Source organism: Pontibacillus yanchengensis (genome assembly GCF_009856295.1).
GTDB lineage: Bacteria > Bacillota > Bacilli > Bacillales > BH030062 > Pontibacillus > Pontibacillus yanchengensis_A.
The window spans coordinates 1,485,811-1,500,570 of the sequence record NZ_WMEU01000001.1; the positions used below are offsets into that span (position 1 = coordinate 1,485,811).

General features: G+C 39.2%; 14 protein-coding genes and 1 tRNA gene. 4 read left to right on the forward strand and 11 right to left on the reverse strand.

Annotated features, from left to right (window positions below):
* Positions 1 to 9: 9 nt before the first annotated feature.
* The 10 genes from ablB to GLW08_RS07160 form a co-directional block, all read right to left on the reverse strand.
* Entirely contained in the window at positions 10 to 855 is an 846-nt protein-coding gene (gene ablB / locus GLW08_RS07115) for a putative beta-lysine N-acetyltransferase (protein WP_160847820.1), read from the reverse strand.
* A gap of 511 nt (positions 856 to 1,366) precedes the next feature.
* The gene (locus tag GLW08_RS07120; RefSeq protein ID WP_160847821.1) at positions 1,367 to 1,801 is read right to left on the reverse strand and encodes a MarR family winged helix-turn-helix transcriptional regulator; all 435 of its coding nucleotides are present in this window, start codon (positions 1,799 to 1,801) and stop codon (positions 1,367 to 1,369) included.
* Between the two features lie 21 nt (positions 1,802 to 1,822).
* Complete coding sequence (locus GLW08_RS07125) at positions 1,823 to 2,152, reverse strand: DMT family transporter (RefSeq protein ID WP_160847822.1); 330 nt, start codon at positions 2,150 to 2,152, stop codon at positions 1,823 to 1,825.
* Between the two features lie 521 nt (positions 2,153 to 2,673).
* On the reverse strand, positions 2,674 to 3,147 hold the full coding sequence (gene trmL / locus GLW08_RS07130) for a tRNA (uridine(34)/cytosine(34)/5-carboxymethylaminomethyluridine(34)-2'-O)-methyltransferase TrmL (RefSeq protein ID WP_160847823.1): 474 nt from the start codon (positions 3,145 to 3,147) through the stop codon (positions 2,674 to 2,676).
* A gap of 48 nt (positions 3,148 to 3,195) precedes the next feature.
* A complete protein-coding gene (locus tag GLW08_RS07135; protein WP_160847824.1) occupies positions 3,196 to 4,068 on the reverse strand; it encodes an amidase domain-containing protein in 873 nt (290 codons plus the stop codon).
* A gap of 83 nt (positions 4,069 to 4,151) precedes the next feature.
* Positions 4,152 to 6,125 (reverse strand): ATP-dependent helicase, encoded by a 1,974-nt coding sequence (locus tag GLW08_RS07140; RefSeq protein ID WP_160847825.1) that lies wholly within the window; start codon positions 6,123 to 6,125, stop codon positions 4,152 to 4,154.
* A gap of 244 nt (positions 6,126 to 6,369) precedes the next feature.
* On the reverse strand, positions 6,370 to 6,900 hold the full coding sequence (locus GLW08_RS07145; protein WP_160847826.1) for a methylated-DNA--[protein]-cysteine S-methyltransferase: 531 nt from the start codon (positions 6,898 to 6,900) through the stop codon (positions 6,370 to 6,372).
* Between the two features lie 131 nt (positions 6,901 to 7,031).
* On the reverse strand, positions 7,032 to 8,174 hold the full coding sequence (gene queG / locus GLW08_RS07150) for a tRNA epoxyqueuosine(34) reductase QueG (RefSeq protein ID WP_160847827.1): 1,143 nt from the start codon (positions 8,172 to 8,174) through the stop codon (positions 7,032 to 7,034).
* Between the two features lie 40 nt (positions 8,175 to 8,214).
* Positions 8,215 to 9,921: an ABC-ATPase domain-containing protein gene (locus tag GLW08_RS07155; protein ID WP_160847828.1), complete on the reverse strand. Its 1,707-nt coding sequence runs from the start codon at positions 9,919 to 9,921 to the stop codon at positions 8,215 to 8,217.
* Between the two features lie 145 nt (positions 9,922 to 10,066).
* Positions 10,067 to 10,140, reverse strand: a tRNA-Gly gene (locus GLW08_RS07160).
* Between the two features lie 492 nt (positions 10,141 to 10,632).
* On the opposite strand from GLW08_RS07160, the gene GLW08_RS07165 reads away from it, so the two are divergent.
* From GLW08_RS07165 to GLW08_RS07180, 4 genes are read left to right on the forward strand one after another with little or no spacing between them, the layout of a single operon-like run.
* A complete protein-coding gene (locus tag GLW08_RS07165; protein WP_160847829.1) occupies positions 10,633 to 11,568 on the forward strand; it encodes a metal ABC transporter solute-binding protein, Zn/Mn family in 936 nt (311 codons plus the stop codon).
* Between the two features lie 19 nt (positions 11,569 to 11,587).
* On the forward strand, positions 11,588 to 12,337 hold the full coding sequence (locus GLW08_RS07170) for a metal ABC transporter ATP-binding protein (RefSeq protein ID WP_160847830.1): 750 nt from the start codon (positions 11,588 to 11,590) through the stop codon (positions 12,335 to 12,337).
* Between the two features lie 5 nt (positions 12,338 to 12,342).
* Positions 12,343 to 13,212 (forward strand): metal ABC transporter permease, encoded by an 870-nt coding sequence (locus tag GLW08_RS07175; protein ID WP_160847831.1) that lies wholly within the window; start codon positions 12,343 to 12,345, stop codon positions 13,210 to 13,212.
* Positions 13,209 to 14,108: a metal ABC transporter permease gene (locus GLW08_RS07180; RefSeq protein ID WP_160847832.1), complete on the forward strand. Its 900-nt coding sequence runs from the start codon at positions 13,209 to 13,211 to the stop codon at positions 14,106 to 14,108. The genes GLW08_RS07175 and GLW08_RS07180 overlap by 4 nt, the downstream gene beginning before the upstream one ends.
* 64 nt (positions 14,109 to 14,172) lie before the next feature.
* Here GLW08_RS07180 and GLW08_RS07185 read toward each other — a convergent pair whose 3' ends face one another.
* Positions 14,173 to 14,559 (reverse strand): hypothetical protein, encoded by a 387-nt coding sequence (locus GLW08_RS07185; RefSeq protein ID WP_160847833.1) that lies wholly within the window; start codon positions 14,557 to 14,559, stop codon positions 14,173 to 14,175.
* Positions 14,560 to 14,760 lie beyond the last annotated feature (201 nt).

Below are 14,760 nucleotides of genomic sequence, written 5' to 3' on the forward strand. Positions count from 1 at the left end.
ATGAAAAAATTATAGCTGTTTATACCATATATTCATATCTTCAATCCCCGTACCAATCATACTGTTTTGAACCATGCACCCACCATATGTAAAGCCTTGCTGGGCAGCAACAATATTCATCCCCATCGATGTTGCTCTTGTGTACGAAAACATTGTCCCAATACCTAACTCCTTCATGCGCTTTTCTAAAAAAGGATACTGATAAGATAACAATCCTTTTCCTCTCTGACTCGGCAGTGTAGCACAATCAGTAAATTCGGCAGCATTGAAATCAGTGAATATATCAGCTGAACAAGCACTTACAAGCTCATCCTCACTGTAAATCAATGAAAAACAGACGTCACTTTTCATCATTTCGATAATATAGTTGGGATCATCAATTGGTGTAGGATATTTATCGAAAACAGACCGATATAAAGTAGCCATGTCCTCGGCATGCTCTTCTTTTGCCCAAATCATTGTATATCCTTCTTCAAGATTAACTTTCCCGGTTGGCTTGTTAAGAGTTAATTGTTTAACTCTGGAAATAACATTATCAGGGTCTGCTTGATTCCTGATTGGATCAACATAAAATGAATAAATCTTGGCGTCTTCTCCATTAAGAAAGCCTTTGATTTCCCCTTCAAAATGAGACCCGAATCTTTGAACTCTGCTTTCCTCTTCTGTATTGGATCTAGTATAAAAAATGATTTTATCGCAGGCCACTTTCTTTGCGACTGTCTTCAATTCTTCCAAGTATTGCTCATCCATTTCCTCAGGCAGCTGGTACACTTTAATACGTTTGTTGATTGGCTCAACATCAAAATACTTCCTTTCCAGAATGGCACTTGCAGAATGAAAATTGTTCGATCCCATAGATGTTTCTCTCCTTTTTATTGTCTTACCATAGTATGGTTCACCAGTTACCACTTCAGTTAGCCGGAATATCTATGTACTAATTTCTAGGTGCAGACGGAAAACCCTGCCTCCTGCCAATACTAGACAATAGTAGACAATATTCATCTATTCCTGTCGAATAGACGTAAGCTTATGTATAATCTGTTTTTTACCTAGACAAAGAATAAAAGCACAACAGCCTTGCTAGCGACGTACAAACTGCTGCCCACAAGACGTCGGTTGGTTTGATGTTGCTGCGTGACGCAGCGAATTTAATTGAACTTCCCCTGAATCCATATGAGATAAAGAAAACACGAAGAACGAAGTGATTCGATGTTGACTAATTGTAAGGAGGCTCAGAAAGTTTGTTAGTCGTTGGGCGCTAGAGCTGAACGTGGCCCCTATACATATTAAGTTATACACAAGCCAACATTTTAAAAGTACGCTATACACCAAAAAAAAAGAACTGACACTAGCATCAAAAGCTGCGTCAGTTCTTTTTTTTCAATACTTGTAGAATTTTTTCAAAGGATTGTGATACTTGCTCCACTTCTTCTTCATTCAAGCTTTCCGCAAATAAATTGTACACATGCGTTTCATAACGCTTTAAATCTTTTGCGTAATCCTTCCCTTTTGGGCCTAATTCTAAATGCTGAACTCGTTTATCATCCGGATCTACAGCTTTTTTTACAAAGTCTCCGTCTTCTAGTTTGGTCACCATTTGGCTTACTGCGCTTTTGGAAATATTCATTTCCTCAGAAAGCTGAGTGGTTGTAGGATGTTTTATTCGAATAATCGTCGTTAACAATGCCTCTAGAGTAGAAGAAATTCCATATTCTTTAAAACGATCTTCCTCTTCTGCTAAATTCATCCACAAACGTTCAAAACGATTATAAAGTGTAACAACCTTATCGTTTGATGTCATGATTTTTTCCTCAAATCTATATTAGTGGGCAACTCTTGCCATATTCAGTACGAGAACGCCACCTATAATTAAAAGTATGCCTGCTACCATCATACCATTTATTTGCTCTTTGAAAAGAATAGCGCCAACACCTACAGTGAGCGCTGTTCCCCCACCAGCCCATAAGGCGTAAGCAAGATTTAGCGGGAGGTATTGAAGAGTGAGTTGCAAAAAATAAAGAGCTGTCATAAATCCAGCAATTACACCTACATTCCCCCAAATTTTTGGAATTCCTTGCATAGTGGAGAGTTTCAGCATTGTGCTACCTACAACTTCACTGAACATTGCAGCTAAAAGAAAAATGTATCCCATGACACACTCACCCCTCTATATAGTTTAGTTAAGTTAACTAAACTATATTATATTCACCTTTTAAAAAGAAGTCAAATGAATTATTGTAACTGTACATGTAGTACATTAGATATATCCCTCTCTTCCTATAGCGAAAACCTCAAAAAACTGTTATTCCATTAAAAGTTTTGCTATAATTGGATATAATAAATGGTAAGAATATAAAGATTAACACGCATACATAAGGAGGCAGAACCTTGAAATTAGTATTAGTACTAGGCGTAATTGTTACGTTTATTGTTTCTATGTACACTGCAGGATATGATGCTAAATAAAACGAATAAATAAAAAGGGAGCATGGGTGATTGTACATGCTCCCTTTTTATTTGAATGACCTTAACACGAAGAGCGATAGCACTCCGATGTTGACTTATCGTAAGGAGGTACAGGACGTTTGCTGGGTGCTGGTGCTAGACATGTAAGAACCAAAAGCTATACTTTCTTTTCCGTTCAAAAAAGACCATAGCATGTTAGCTATGGTCTTACTTTAACCCTGGGAAGCCTTGTTGGCGCAATACTTCATAGATCAAGATAGCCGCCGTATTGGATAAGTTTAATGAACGTACTTTATCGTTCATATGAATACGCAAACAACGGTCTTCCTTTCCTTCTAATAAGGAAGTTGGAATGCCGTCTGTTTCTCTTCCAAACACGAAAAACAGCTCATCCTCTGGATCACTGTAATCAAAGTCTGTCCAATATCCAGTTCCAAAGTTCTCGATATAAAAGAAACTTCCTTGCGAATATGCTTCATACAGCTCCTCTAATGAATCATAGTATCGAATTGAAACGTCGTGCCAATAATCCAAACCAGCACGGCGAAGCATTTTATCATCTGTTGAAAACCCTAACGGTCGAATAAGATGAAGAACTGTATTGGTTGCCAGGCAAGTTCTTGCAATATTTCCTGTGTTTGCAGGGATTTCTGGTTGATATAACACTATATGAAGTGCCATGTTGTTCACCTCGTGTCTCACAATTTAACCTGTGTATTATATCATATTTTACTCCCCTATTCGGAAAAATTTATACTTAATTTGAGGGGTGTACGCTGTAGAGTCTTCATAATCCCAATATCGATGGTAACTGTTATAGGTATGAGCATTGACTAGTGGCTCACCGAATGCATCTTTTTCCACCACTATGGTATTGTGATTCCAGCGACCATCTCCTTCAAAATCGTAGCAAATAATATCCCCAGGTATTAGATCACGAGCTTGATTGACTTCCTTGCCTTTCAATCCTTTACTAGATCCACTTAAATACCAACGTAATGAGTTCGCAACCGTCCAACTATAGCTCCAAGAACTACCATTATACCACCAGCCCTTTGACCGGTTTGCCATGCCCCACATTGGAGCACCTCCAGCCCGTAAGCATTGTGAGATAAAGTTCGTGCAATCATTCTCGAAATGCTTATATTGAGGGTTATAGCTATTCCACCACCGATTTGCATATTGTACTGCTTTTTGCCGATCATAGCTGAAGCGTACCTCACGAACATCAGAACCGTGACTATCATGAAACTCTAATCCAGGAGATTCTTTTTTGATAGGATCCTTAATCTCCAGAGATCGATCTTCCACTATAGTACTCCCTTTAAATATAGCTCGATGTTGCTCTTGCCCTTCCTCTATGTAAAAATGTTTCCCTTGCTTAATAAAGAAGGTAACATACAATTGGTAGTCAACATGATGTTCTAGAGAGGAAATCATAGTTGAACGATAGGGCACTCCTTCCGCTGTTATACGCACAACTTTTGCACCTCGACGTTCGTGTAACAACCGTTTCTTCGATAACCAAGACCGATCATCTCTACTCCCATCTGAACGAAGGACCTCTTCCCAATATGCTTGTATTTTGTCCACTACCGCCATAACCACTCCCCCTTCCTGTACATGTTTATGAGGAAAGGGGAAGGATTATTCGTTTCACTATCAGAGTGAGCCTATACTCATTATTATTCCCATTTGATCAACGAGGAATCAAATTCAGAAAGGAAGCGTGATGGTGTTGCGTTTACTTCTACTTTTTCCCCTTCTTCATTTTTCTCTTGCTTTTTCTTAGGATAACTCAAGTAAAGACGCTCTTTTGCGCGTGTGAACGCAACGTAGCAAATACGCCGCTCTTCCTCCATCGCGAAGGAACTATATGCATATGGAGAAGGGAATCCTTCTTCCTTCATGCCAACTACAAATACAACGGGAAACTCTAGTCCTTTTGAGGCGTGAACTGTTAATAATTGGACACGATCAAAATCTTCATCTTTCGTAAGCGTGGCATCTACGTCCGTACGCTTTAACCTATCTATAAAATAGTGAAGTGTCATCTCCTCATCTTGAGCCTCAAATTCACTAGCGAGTTCTACTAATTTATCAAGATGGATTTGCTTTTCACGTCGCTGACCATCCTCTAATTGATCCAACATCTCGTTGTACCCCGTAATCTTAAGGCACGCTTTTAACCAACGAGCAACTCCAACTTTTCCTATTCCACTTTGAAGCCTTTGGGCAACCTCTCCAAACTCCTTAGCTCGTTCTAACGACTTCCCTTTCACCCCAGGAAGGTTCCCATTTACAAGCAAGGAAATATAGTCTATGTTCTCTGTTTTTGCCTCTACAATTCGATCAACAGAAGCCTTACCTATTCCTCGTTTTGGAGTGTTGATGATTCTTCTTAGCGCAAATGTATCATGTGGATTTACAACAAAGGATGCATATGCCATTATATCTTTGATTTCTTCACGCTCAAAAAAGCTTCCCTCTTTCACCACGGTGAAGGGGATGTCCTCTTCAGGGAACATAACTTCAAATAGACTTCCATCCGCATGACTTCTGTAAAAAATCGCAATATCCCGATACTGATATCCCTTTTCATGTATAAGTCTTTTAATTTCTGTAGAAACCCAAGTAGCTTCGGCTTGTATCGTATCCGCCTTGTATCCTGTAATCAATTCTCCTTCCTGTTGATTGGTAGTAAGGGTCTTCTCCCTCTGATCCTCATTATGGGAGATAAGTTGGTTTGCCGCTTCTAGAATCACAGGTGTTGATCGATAATTTTCCTCTAACCGTACCGTAAAAGCATCTTGGTAATGGTTATCAAAATCTAAAATATTCCTCATATCACTTCCACGGAAAGCATATATAGACTGGAAATCATCTCCCACGATAGCTAGATTTCTAGTGTGGTTTGATAGCATTTGTGCCAAGACATATTGTGCTCGATTCGTGTCTTGAAACTCATCAATCATAAAATAACGGAACCTACTTTGAAGTTTATGTAATACCTCATCACCTGAAACCAGATAGTCGACACTTTTTAACAAAATATCGTCAAGGTCCATTTGATTATGTTGATTCAACAGTCGCTGATACGTTTGATAAATAGAACGGAATAATTCAAGTCTATCTTTCGTGCCAATATGTTGGCGAATTAGATCTTTCACGCTGTCGCTATCAATATACTCCTTCAAATACAGGCCATCATATAAATAGGAAGGCAGTACAAGTTCACTTTTAAATAAGGAAATGAGTGATAGTAATTTCGCTGGTCTTACAAACTCCTTATTGTCTTCTTTTATGTCCATTTCTTCTGTAATCTTTTTCAATACCTGTCTCGACCCTGCAGGATGTAACGTGACAAGGGAAGAATCGACTTCACCAACAATATGAAGACCGAGGCGGTGGAAAGTAGAAATCCAAACATTACTAGCCGATTCTTCACCTATTTGCTTGGCAACTTGCTGCTCAAGCCCACGGACAGCTTTATTTGTAAATGTAAGCATCATAATTTGTTTAGGATCAATCCCTGCCCCCACCATATTCTTCGTTCGGTAAGAAAGAACCGTTGTCTTACCACTACCTGCACCTGCAATAATGAGCATCGGTCCATCTATATAGTTGGCCGCTTCTGCTTGTTCAGCGTTTAATTGCATAACCTCAGTTCCCCTTTCTATTTGCTCCTGTATAGATATATCACCATTATAGACATTAAGTGCATCTTATTTCCTGGATTTAATTGTATTTTTGGTGCAATTTTCTTATATATAAGGAACTCCAGGGCTTTTCCCATATTGGAGCGACTCTCTACAAGATGACCTCGATGATTCTAAAAGTATAACAAAAAATAAGCACTCCATACTGTGCTCGGAGTGCTCATTCGTTCAATTCTTGTATTATTTATGATGAGATAGCTATAGCATGCTCATGTTGTAATAGATGTTCTTTCTTTTCTAAGCCACCGGCGTAGCCAACCAGAGCACCATTACTCCCAATAACGCGATGACATGGAAATACGATAGATAGTGGGTTTTTATTAATGGCGCCGCCAACAGCTCTTATTGCCTTTGGTGCCTGGATAGCTAAAGATATATCTTTATAGGATCGCGTTTCGCCATATGGGATTTCAGCTAAAGCCTTCCAGACTGTTTGCTGAAATGGAGTTCCATATAAATCAAAAGGTACATCAAACGTCTTTCGGTCTTCAGAGAAATATTCGTTTAGTTGTTGTTTTATTACTTGATGTTTCTCTTCATTTTGAATCCATTCAGACTTGAGGAAGTATTTTCGTGACCAGCTGGTGAGCTTAGGTTCTGTATCTCGTAGATTCCCAAAATCAATTCGACATAGCCCTTTTTCTGTTGAAATAAGAGTTAGTGGCCCTAGTGGGCTATCCATTTCATCATAGTAAAGAAAGGAACGCTTTGTCATAATTACCCCTTCTTATTAAAAGATTTTTTGAATATTGTACATGGTATTCACTTAGATAAAAGTTGTTTCGGACGTTTATCAATAAATATCTTTAACGTGATTACCTCACAAGCTAATCATACAAAAAATCCCTATTTATTTAAAGGGTGAAAATAACGTAAGCCTTTTTCCATTTCTTCTAAAACCTCTTCATCTTCTTCCTTATCTCTTGCAAGAAGAATTTCATCGTGTGAGGATGGCACCCCTATTTTACCTAATGCCCAGGCGGCAGTTCCACGAATTACAGGACGAGGGTCTTGATTCATGACACGAACTAACTCCTCAACAGCGTTTTCATCCTTATAATGAGCAAGAGCTAATATAGCATTCCGTTGTAACGGTTTTTTCCCTCGCCATGAACCTGATATATGCCCAAACGTTTCTTTGAATTCACGGTTGGAAATAGATAACAGTGGTTTTAGTTTAGGTTTTACTACTTCTGGATCTGGCTCCAACTCTTCATGCAAGTGAAAATCTTTCTTTTTATTTTTCGGACAAACTGTTTGGCACGTATCACATCCATAGATGCGATTCCCAATGACACCCCGATATTCATCAGGGAGAAACCCTTTTGTCTGTGTCAGAAATGCAATACATTTTTGGGCATTAAGCTGATTCCCTTGAACAAGCGCCCCAGTCGGACATGCATCCACGCATATATTACAATCTCCACAACTATCATCGACAGGATCATCAGGAGGGAAAGGTATATTGGTAATCATTTCACCTAAATACACATAGGAACCATACTCAGGTGTAATAAGATTGGTATTCTTACCAGTAAAGCCAATACCAGCTCTCTCGGCAACAGCCCGGTCAGATAACTCTCCGGTATCTACCATCGACCTCCACGTAAAGCCTGGATATTTTTCCTTTAAATATGCTGCTAACTTTTCTAGTCGGTCATTTAAAACATCATGATAGTCCTGGCCCCAAGATGCCCTACAAAAGATTCCACGCCTTTCCTCTTTTGTACTTCGAGGAGCATTTTTTAGTTTAGATGGATAGGCCAATGCAATTGATATAATCGATTTCGCCTCTGTTACGTGCCGTTTAGGTTCTGTTCGTTCTTCTAAGGAACCTTTTTCAAATCCAGATTGATAGCCCAGCTCTTGTTGTGTCCGTAATCGTTCTTTTAATTCTGTGAATACATCTGGGGAGGCAATACCAATTTTATCAATCCCGATTTCTTTACTGTATGCAATCATATCTTCTTTAAAAGCGTGAATGTCCATCCCTTTTCCCTCCTTTCCTATTATTATTTAGTTCTCGTATTTAGATATGGGTTACCTTGGCTATACGTAGTCGATTTAAAGTTGCAGCAACCTCGTGTCTACGTGGTCTTGCCAAATCCCCAGGATGTTGGTCTGGAAATGGAGTAAAGGAAGATAGTCCTTTTTCATCCATTTGATGTTCAATTTCGTCGAGTAACTCATTAAGACTACGCTGCTTCTTAAGCCAGCCTTTTTGCTCAAGATGAAGTAGTACTTCAGCAATCATGCTTGTTTGAGAGGTATCTACAAGTTGCTCCACGTAGTGTAATGATACATCGGTTCCTCCCATTAAAATATGGGTCCTACCTTTTGCCTGAATCTTAGATTTCTTTCCTTTTTTACTATTGATGCTTTGGGGAAGAAAATAACGTTTCGGAATGTCACCAAAATGATCTCCACTTTCCTTTTCACGATGGAATGGATGTTGCTCAGCAATTTTCTTCGCTTTTTTCGTAACATTATAAGGTAGATACTGATCAAGCATAATCACATCATCAGCAGCATCAAAATAATCACCAGAACCTCCCATTACAAGAATAGTGGAAACATCTAATTCATCTCTCATTTGTTTAATTTTATCAATGAACGGAGTAATTGGTTCTTTCTCTTTGACAACAAGTTCCTGCATACGCTCATCACGAATCATAAAATTGGTAGCACTTGTATCTTCATCAATAAGGATTGTCGATGCACCTGCTTCAATAGACTCCATAACGTTTGCAGCTTGCGAGGTACTTCCACTGGCGTTTTCTGTGGAGAACTGAATCGTGTCCTCACCATGTGGTAAGTCATTGATAAATGGAGAAATATTTACACTTGCAACAGAACGTCCATCTTCTGCGCGAACTTTTACGGCATTAGGATCAGTAATGACATATTCGCGACCGTCTCCTTTAATATGAGGATACACCCCACGCTCCATTGCTTTCAATAGGGTACTTTTTCCGTGATATCCTCCCCCAACAATAAGAACGATTCCTTTTTTCAACGCCATCCCGGTTACTGGCTGATCCGAATGTGGGATATCAATCGACACTCGATTCGCTTCAGGACTTTCAAATGGTACGGCCTTTTTCATTGGTTTGTTACTAATCCCACTTTCACGAGGAAGAATTGCCCCATCTGCTACGAATGAAATCCAACCTTCTTCTTTCATCTTAGTGCGAATCGCATCGTGTTGATCAGCAAGTTCACATGCTTGATCAAACGCTTCATCTTTAATGGAAAAGACAGATTGATTCATTATGTTTGGAAGAGCTGTCAGAAGAAGCTTTTCTGCTTCTTTACCATTGATACGTCGCCCATTTGCGGGTAATCCAATGGATAAACAGATAACTAGCTCTTGATCTGATATAGAGACGGCAGTTCTGTCTAAAATCTCTTGTCCTGGTGCATCAATGGCTACCATGCCACTTTTTCCAGTACCTTTAATGAAGGTATTATCTTTATGAATAGCCTTAGCGACTTCTCTCGCAAGGATGTCTTCTGAATAAATACGTCTTGATTTCGTTTCTTTCCATTTCGGTTCTATTGGTTTTGATTGGTTTGGGACGATGATGCGAATTTTTGATGGAGCCGCAAATGGGTCCCCTTGAACATAATCTAGGACGAGGTCATAACCATTGAAAGAATACCGACTTTGAATATCCTTGTAGGCTTTATAACTCTTTCCATCGATTTGCTTTAATTTCTGCTGTAAGTCTTTCATCCAATCACACCTTTCTTACGGATTTAATAATATTTGTTAACGAACGTTTACTTTATTTTACATTGTAACCTTTTTTGGACATATAAAAAACGCAATGCTTCGTTTCCACACCTCTAAACGAAACACTGCGTTGGCAACATATTTATGGAGCGGGTGATGGGAATCGAACCCACGACATCAGCTTGGAAGGCTGAGGTTTTACCACTAAACTACACCCGCAAGTAATAATACCAGTACTCAGTTAACTTATTCTATTCATGAATGAAGAAGTATGTCCTTCAATTTCAATGACAAATTCAATATTAACAAAGGCTTAACATTTGTTCAATAGAAAATTAAATTTTTTGTCGAAAGAACTCGAATTTTTTAGCCGGGAATCTATCCAATTCGTCACTTTTGCTCGTATGCAGCGTTCTCAGTAGTCCATTATAGATTAGAAGTGTGATAGGTTTTTCACATAGTTTATCCGAGTTTTTTTCATTATAAACAATTTTTTTAGAAATGTTCTATCTTTTTTTTAGTTGACATATGTTAGACTTATCTATATATTTTGCATAAGGGAAACTTTTATTGTTCACGTAAATTTTTTAAGAAACAGGCACAACTCTTATGCTATTACATATATTTTTATAATCACAAGCATTTAAAAATTTTTCTAATCATTTTTGCGCAAAGGCAACAAATTTAACATATACAAAAGGAGATGGAAATATGAAAAAAGCATTCTTATTAATGATGATAGTACCATTATTAGTGTTAGCAGCTTGTAGCACTGGAAATGGGGAAACCGCTGATGCCGGTAACAACGACGAAAAAATACAAGTAGCCACGACCATCGCCCAAATTGGTGATGTCGCAAAAAACATAGGTGGAGATCATGTTGAAGTTACGAGTCTTATGGGACCAGGAACCGATCCGCACTTATATAAAGCCGTTCAAAGTGACATAAAAACACTTAGTAATGCGGATATCATTTTTTATAACGGATTACATCTTGAAGGCCAAATGAATGAGATATTTGAAAAAATGCGTAGTGAAAAACCGACGTACGCTGTTGCTGAAAATATTCCTGAAGAAAAGTTAGCTGCTGATCCAACTAACCCTGAGATTTTCGATCCTCACGTATGGTTCGATATCAAGCTTTGGGAATATGCTGTAGAAGAAGTTAAAAATGGATTAGTAGAATTAGATCCCGATAACAAAGAAGATTATGAGAAAAACTTCAAGGAATACAAACAAAAGCTTGATGAGTTACAAGCTTATGCAAAAGACAAAGTTAGTGAAATACCTGAGGAAAGTCGCGTCCTTGTCACTGCCCATGATGCCTTCCATTACTTCGGGGAAGCTTATGGATTTGAAGTTATGGGACTTCAGGGATTAAGCACCGAGTCAGAGTATGGATTAAATGATGTGAAAAGACTTGTAGATACACTTGTTGAACGTAATATTAAAGCAGTATTTGTCGAAAGTAGTGTGTCAGAACGGTCTATTAATGCGGTGGTAGAGGGAGCGCAAGAACGAGGCCATAACGTTGAAATTGGCGGGGAACTTTACTCCGATGCCATGGGAGCTGAAGACACAGAAGCTGGAACGTACATTGGAATGTTTCGACACAACATTAACACTATTGTTGATTCACTAAAGTAAGAGAAAGGGGAATGATACGATGAATGCACTGCAAATTGAAAACCTGGCTGTTACGTACGAAAAACAACCAGTACTCGAAGGAGTTAACTTTAATATACCTGAAGGGACACTAACAGGGATTATAGGACCAAACGGAGCAGGAAAGTCTACCTTAATCAAAGCGATTCTTCACTTAATACCACGGCTTTCAGGTGAAGTAACGGTATATGGGAAGCCATATAAAAAACAGCGTAGTTTAATAGGATATGTTCCTCAGCGAAGTGAAGTCGATTGGGATTTCCCTACGAATGCACTGGATGTTGTCTTAATGGGACGCTATGGTCACATAGGTTGGATCAAACGCCCTGGAAAAAAAGAGGTCAATTTTGCGTATGAATGCTTAGAAAAAGTAGGAATGAGAGATTTTGCACATCGACAAATTAGTCAATTATCCGGTGGTCAACAACAACGGGTATTCCTTGCCCGCGCTCTAGCCCAAGACTCCCAAATTTACTTTATGGATGAACCATTCGCTGGAGTAGATGCAGCAACAGAAAAAGCAATTATGAAACTACTACAAGAATGGAAAGAGCAAGGAAAAACCGTATTAGTTGTTCACCATGACCTTCAAACAGTAAAAGATTATTTTGACCACTGCTTGCTATTAAATAAAACACCAATTGAATGTGGGCCAACGGAGAACGTGTTCACATTAGATAATTTAGAAAAAACATATGGAGGAGCTATTTCCTTTCTTGGTAATGGTCCGGCACTTGTGCAGGAGGGGTGATCCTAATGGAAGATATGTTAGAACTTTTAACAAATGCAAATACCCAGTGGGTGATTCTAGGGGCAATGATTTTAGGATTTGCTAGTGGATTAATTGGTAGTTTTGTTTTGTTAAAGAGACAAAGCCTAATCGGCGATGCAATGGCACATGCGACTCTACCAGGCGTATGTCTGGCCTATCTCATATTTGGCGTTAAATCGATTCCTCTTTTCCTACTAGGAGCTGCATGTACTGGTTTATTGGCAACTTATTTTATTCAGGCTATCGTGAAACACTCACGTATCAAAACAGATGCATCGATTGGTGTTGTTCTATCTGTATTTTTCGGATTAGGGATTGTACTCCTTACGTACATCTCCAAAAATACTACCGGAGATAAGAGTGGCTTAGACGATTTCATATTTGGGCAGGCAGCTGCGATGGTAAAAGGCGATATTCAAGTCATTGCAGTCGGATCACTTCTTATCATTCTCGTCAGCTCTCTCTTCTTCAAGGAATTAAAAATCTCTATTTTTGACCCCTTATTCGCAAAAGGAATTGGGCTGCCTGTAGGATTGTTTAACGGTATATTGATGGGCCTTGTAGTTGGTATTGTTGTAGTTGGTATTCAAATGGTCGGTGTTGTATTAATTGCAGCATTATTGATTACTCCACCCCTGGCCGCTCGTTATTGGACAGATCAGTTAGGTCATATGAGTTTTTTATCAGGGGTGATTGGATCTATTTCAGGGGTAGTAGGCACATTGATAAGCACAACGGGAGAAGGACTTCCTACTGGTCCACTTATTGTCCTTTGTGCATCTACTATTTTCTTATTCTCTCTTCTACTTGGTACACGTAAAGGATTAATTGCAAAGGTGGTGAGGCAAGCATGAGTTATGATGCGTGGATTATACTGACAGGATGTCTCGTAGGGATTACATGTGGAATGACTGGAGCATTACTGATTCTCCGCAAAATGGCTATGCTAGCTGATGCCATTAGTCATACCGTTTTACTCGGAATTGTATTAGCATTTTTTGTTACACAGTCGTTAAACGGCTTACCGATGCTCATAGGAGCTGCATTTGTTGGCGTTCTTACAGCTGTCATGGTTCAAGCACTCGATTCAAGTGGTGTCCAATCTGATGCAGCAATTGGGGTCGTCTTCACCTCCCTTTTTGCATTAGGTGTCGTCTTGATTTCATTTGTTGGTGACAGTGTTCACCTGGATGTGAATCACGCCTTAATGGGTGAAATCGCATTTATTCCATGGGATTCTCTAATGATCAATGGAGTCTCATATGGACCGACAGCGGTATGGATGTTAGGTGGTGTCTTCCTCCTAAATCTCTTGCTCATACTAATATTCTATAAAGAGATCAAAATAAGCACATTCGATTCAGCGATGGCTATCTCTATCGGCGTACCAGTAGTCTTCATACATTACATGTTAATGACCATGGTTTCTTTCTCGACTGTGGCTTCTTTTGACAGTGTTGGCGCAATTCTTGTTGTTGCCATGCTGATTGTACCTGGAGCTACTGCATACCTGATAACAGATCGCTTCGGCATGATGATCATTCTGAGTGCTATCATTGGGGCTGCTTCCTCTTTACTTGGTTACGGCATGTCAATTGTATTTGATGTATCGATTTCAGGTGCAATGGCCGTTTCAACAGGGATACTATTCACGGCAGCTTTCATGCTTAGCCCTAAACACGGAATGATTGCAAAATGGCTCAGACGTAAACAAATGCAACAAGAGCAACAACAAAAAGCCAGTGTTTAAACGACAAGAGACACTAACAATCCTCGCTATATGTTATAGCGAGGATTGTTTTTTGCTAGTTGTATTATTGCTGATAGTAACCCTTTGTTATTTTGTTATGCTTCTCTTCATCATCCCACCGCACAATGATACTTGAGATTGGATCTTGAAAAATACCAAGAGGTAATTCTTCATTCGAATCTAACTCAAAATCCTCCTGGTCTGGAAGATCAAAGTGAGAAGAGCCCATAACTACTGCGCGAACGTTTACTGCTTTACCAGTTCCCTCATTTTTCACAAATGCATACCAGCGGTGACCACGATCATAAAAATAAGTAGTCACACATGCCGATGCACTTGATTCCTCATGGATGGAAACCTTTTTCTTGATGTAAGGGAGGATATAACTGGCAAGCAATAAGATGGTCAGTACAAGAAACATTAGTCCATTTACAGTCAAAATCCATTCCAAAACACCACCCCTTTATACCTTTAATATTCTATATCAAGTAAAACGTATAAATAAAGGGATTGGCAAGCCCAAAATGTTTATGGCATTCTAATAATGTAAGGATTGGCATTTAATTTATGCCGGCCCCCGCGGGGGCCGGCATAAATTAAAAAAGTCACTTGCCAACCCCTCATAATAACTTTAAACTCCTCGTTGGACCAA

Bases quoted from the DNA above. Each gene is read 5' to 3' on its own strand.
- GLW08_RS07140 (WP_160847825.1), bottom strand. From the start codon at position 6,125: ATGCAATTAAACGCTGAACAAGCAGAAGCGGCCAACTATATAGATGGA.
- GLW08_RS07165 (WP_160847829.1), top strand. From the start codon at position 10,633: ATGAAAAAAGCATTCTTATTAATGATGATAGTACCATTATTAGTGTTA.
- GLW08_RS07155 (WP_160847828.1), bottom strand. From the start codon at position 9,921: ATGAAAGACTTACAGCAGAAATTAAAGCAAATCGATGGAAAGAGTTAT.
- GLW08_RS07120 (WP_160847821.1), bottom strand. From the start codon at position 1,801: ATGACATCAAACGATAAGGTTGTTACACTTTATAATCGTTTTGAACGT.
- ablB (WP_160847820.1), bottom strand. From the start codon at position 855: ATGGGATCGAACAATTTTCATTCTGCAAGTGCCATTCTGGAAAGGAAG.
- GLW08_RS07170 (WP_160847830.1), top strand. From the start codon at position 11,588: ATGAATGCACTGCAAATTGAAAACCTGGCTGTTACGTACGAAAAACAA.
- GLW08_RS07175 (WP_160847831.1), top strand. From the start codon at position 12,343: ATGGAAGATATGTTAGAACTTTTAACAAATGCAAATACCCAGTGGGTG.
- GLW08_RS07135 (WP_160847824.1), bottom strand. From the start codon at position 4,068: ATGGCGGTAGTGGACAAAATACAAGCATATTGGGAAGAGGTCCTTCGT.
- GLW08_RS07125 (WP_160847822.1), bottom strand. From the start codon at position 2,152: ATGGGATACATTTTTCTTTTAGCTGCAATGTTCAGTGAAGTTGTAGGT.
- GLW08_RS07180 (WP_160847832.1), top strand. From the start codon at position 13,209: ATGAGTTATGATGCGTGGATTATACTGACAGGATGTCTCGTAGGGATT.
- queG (WP_160847827.1), bottom strand. From the start codon at position 8,174: ATGGACATTCACGCTTTTAAAGAAGATATGATTGCATACAGTAAAGAA.
- GLW08_RS07145 (WP_160847826.1), bottom strand. From the start codon at position 6,900: ATGACAAAGCGTTCCTTTCTTTACTATGATGAAATGGATAGCCCACTA.
- trmL (WP_160847823.1), bottom strand. From the start codon at position 3,147: ATGGCACTTCATATAGTGTTATATCAACCAGAAATCCCTGCAAACACA.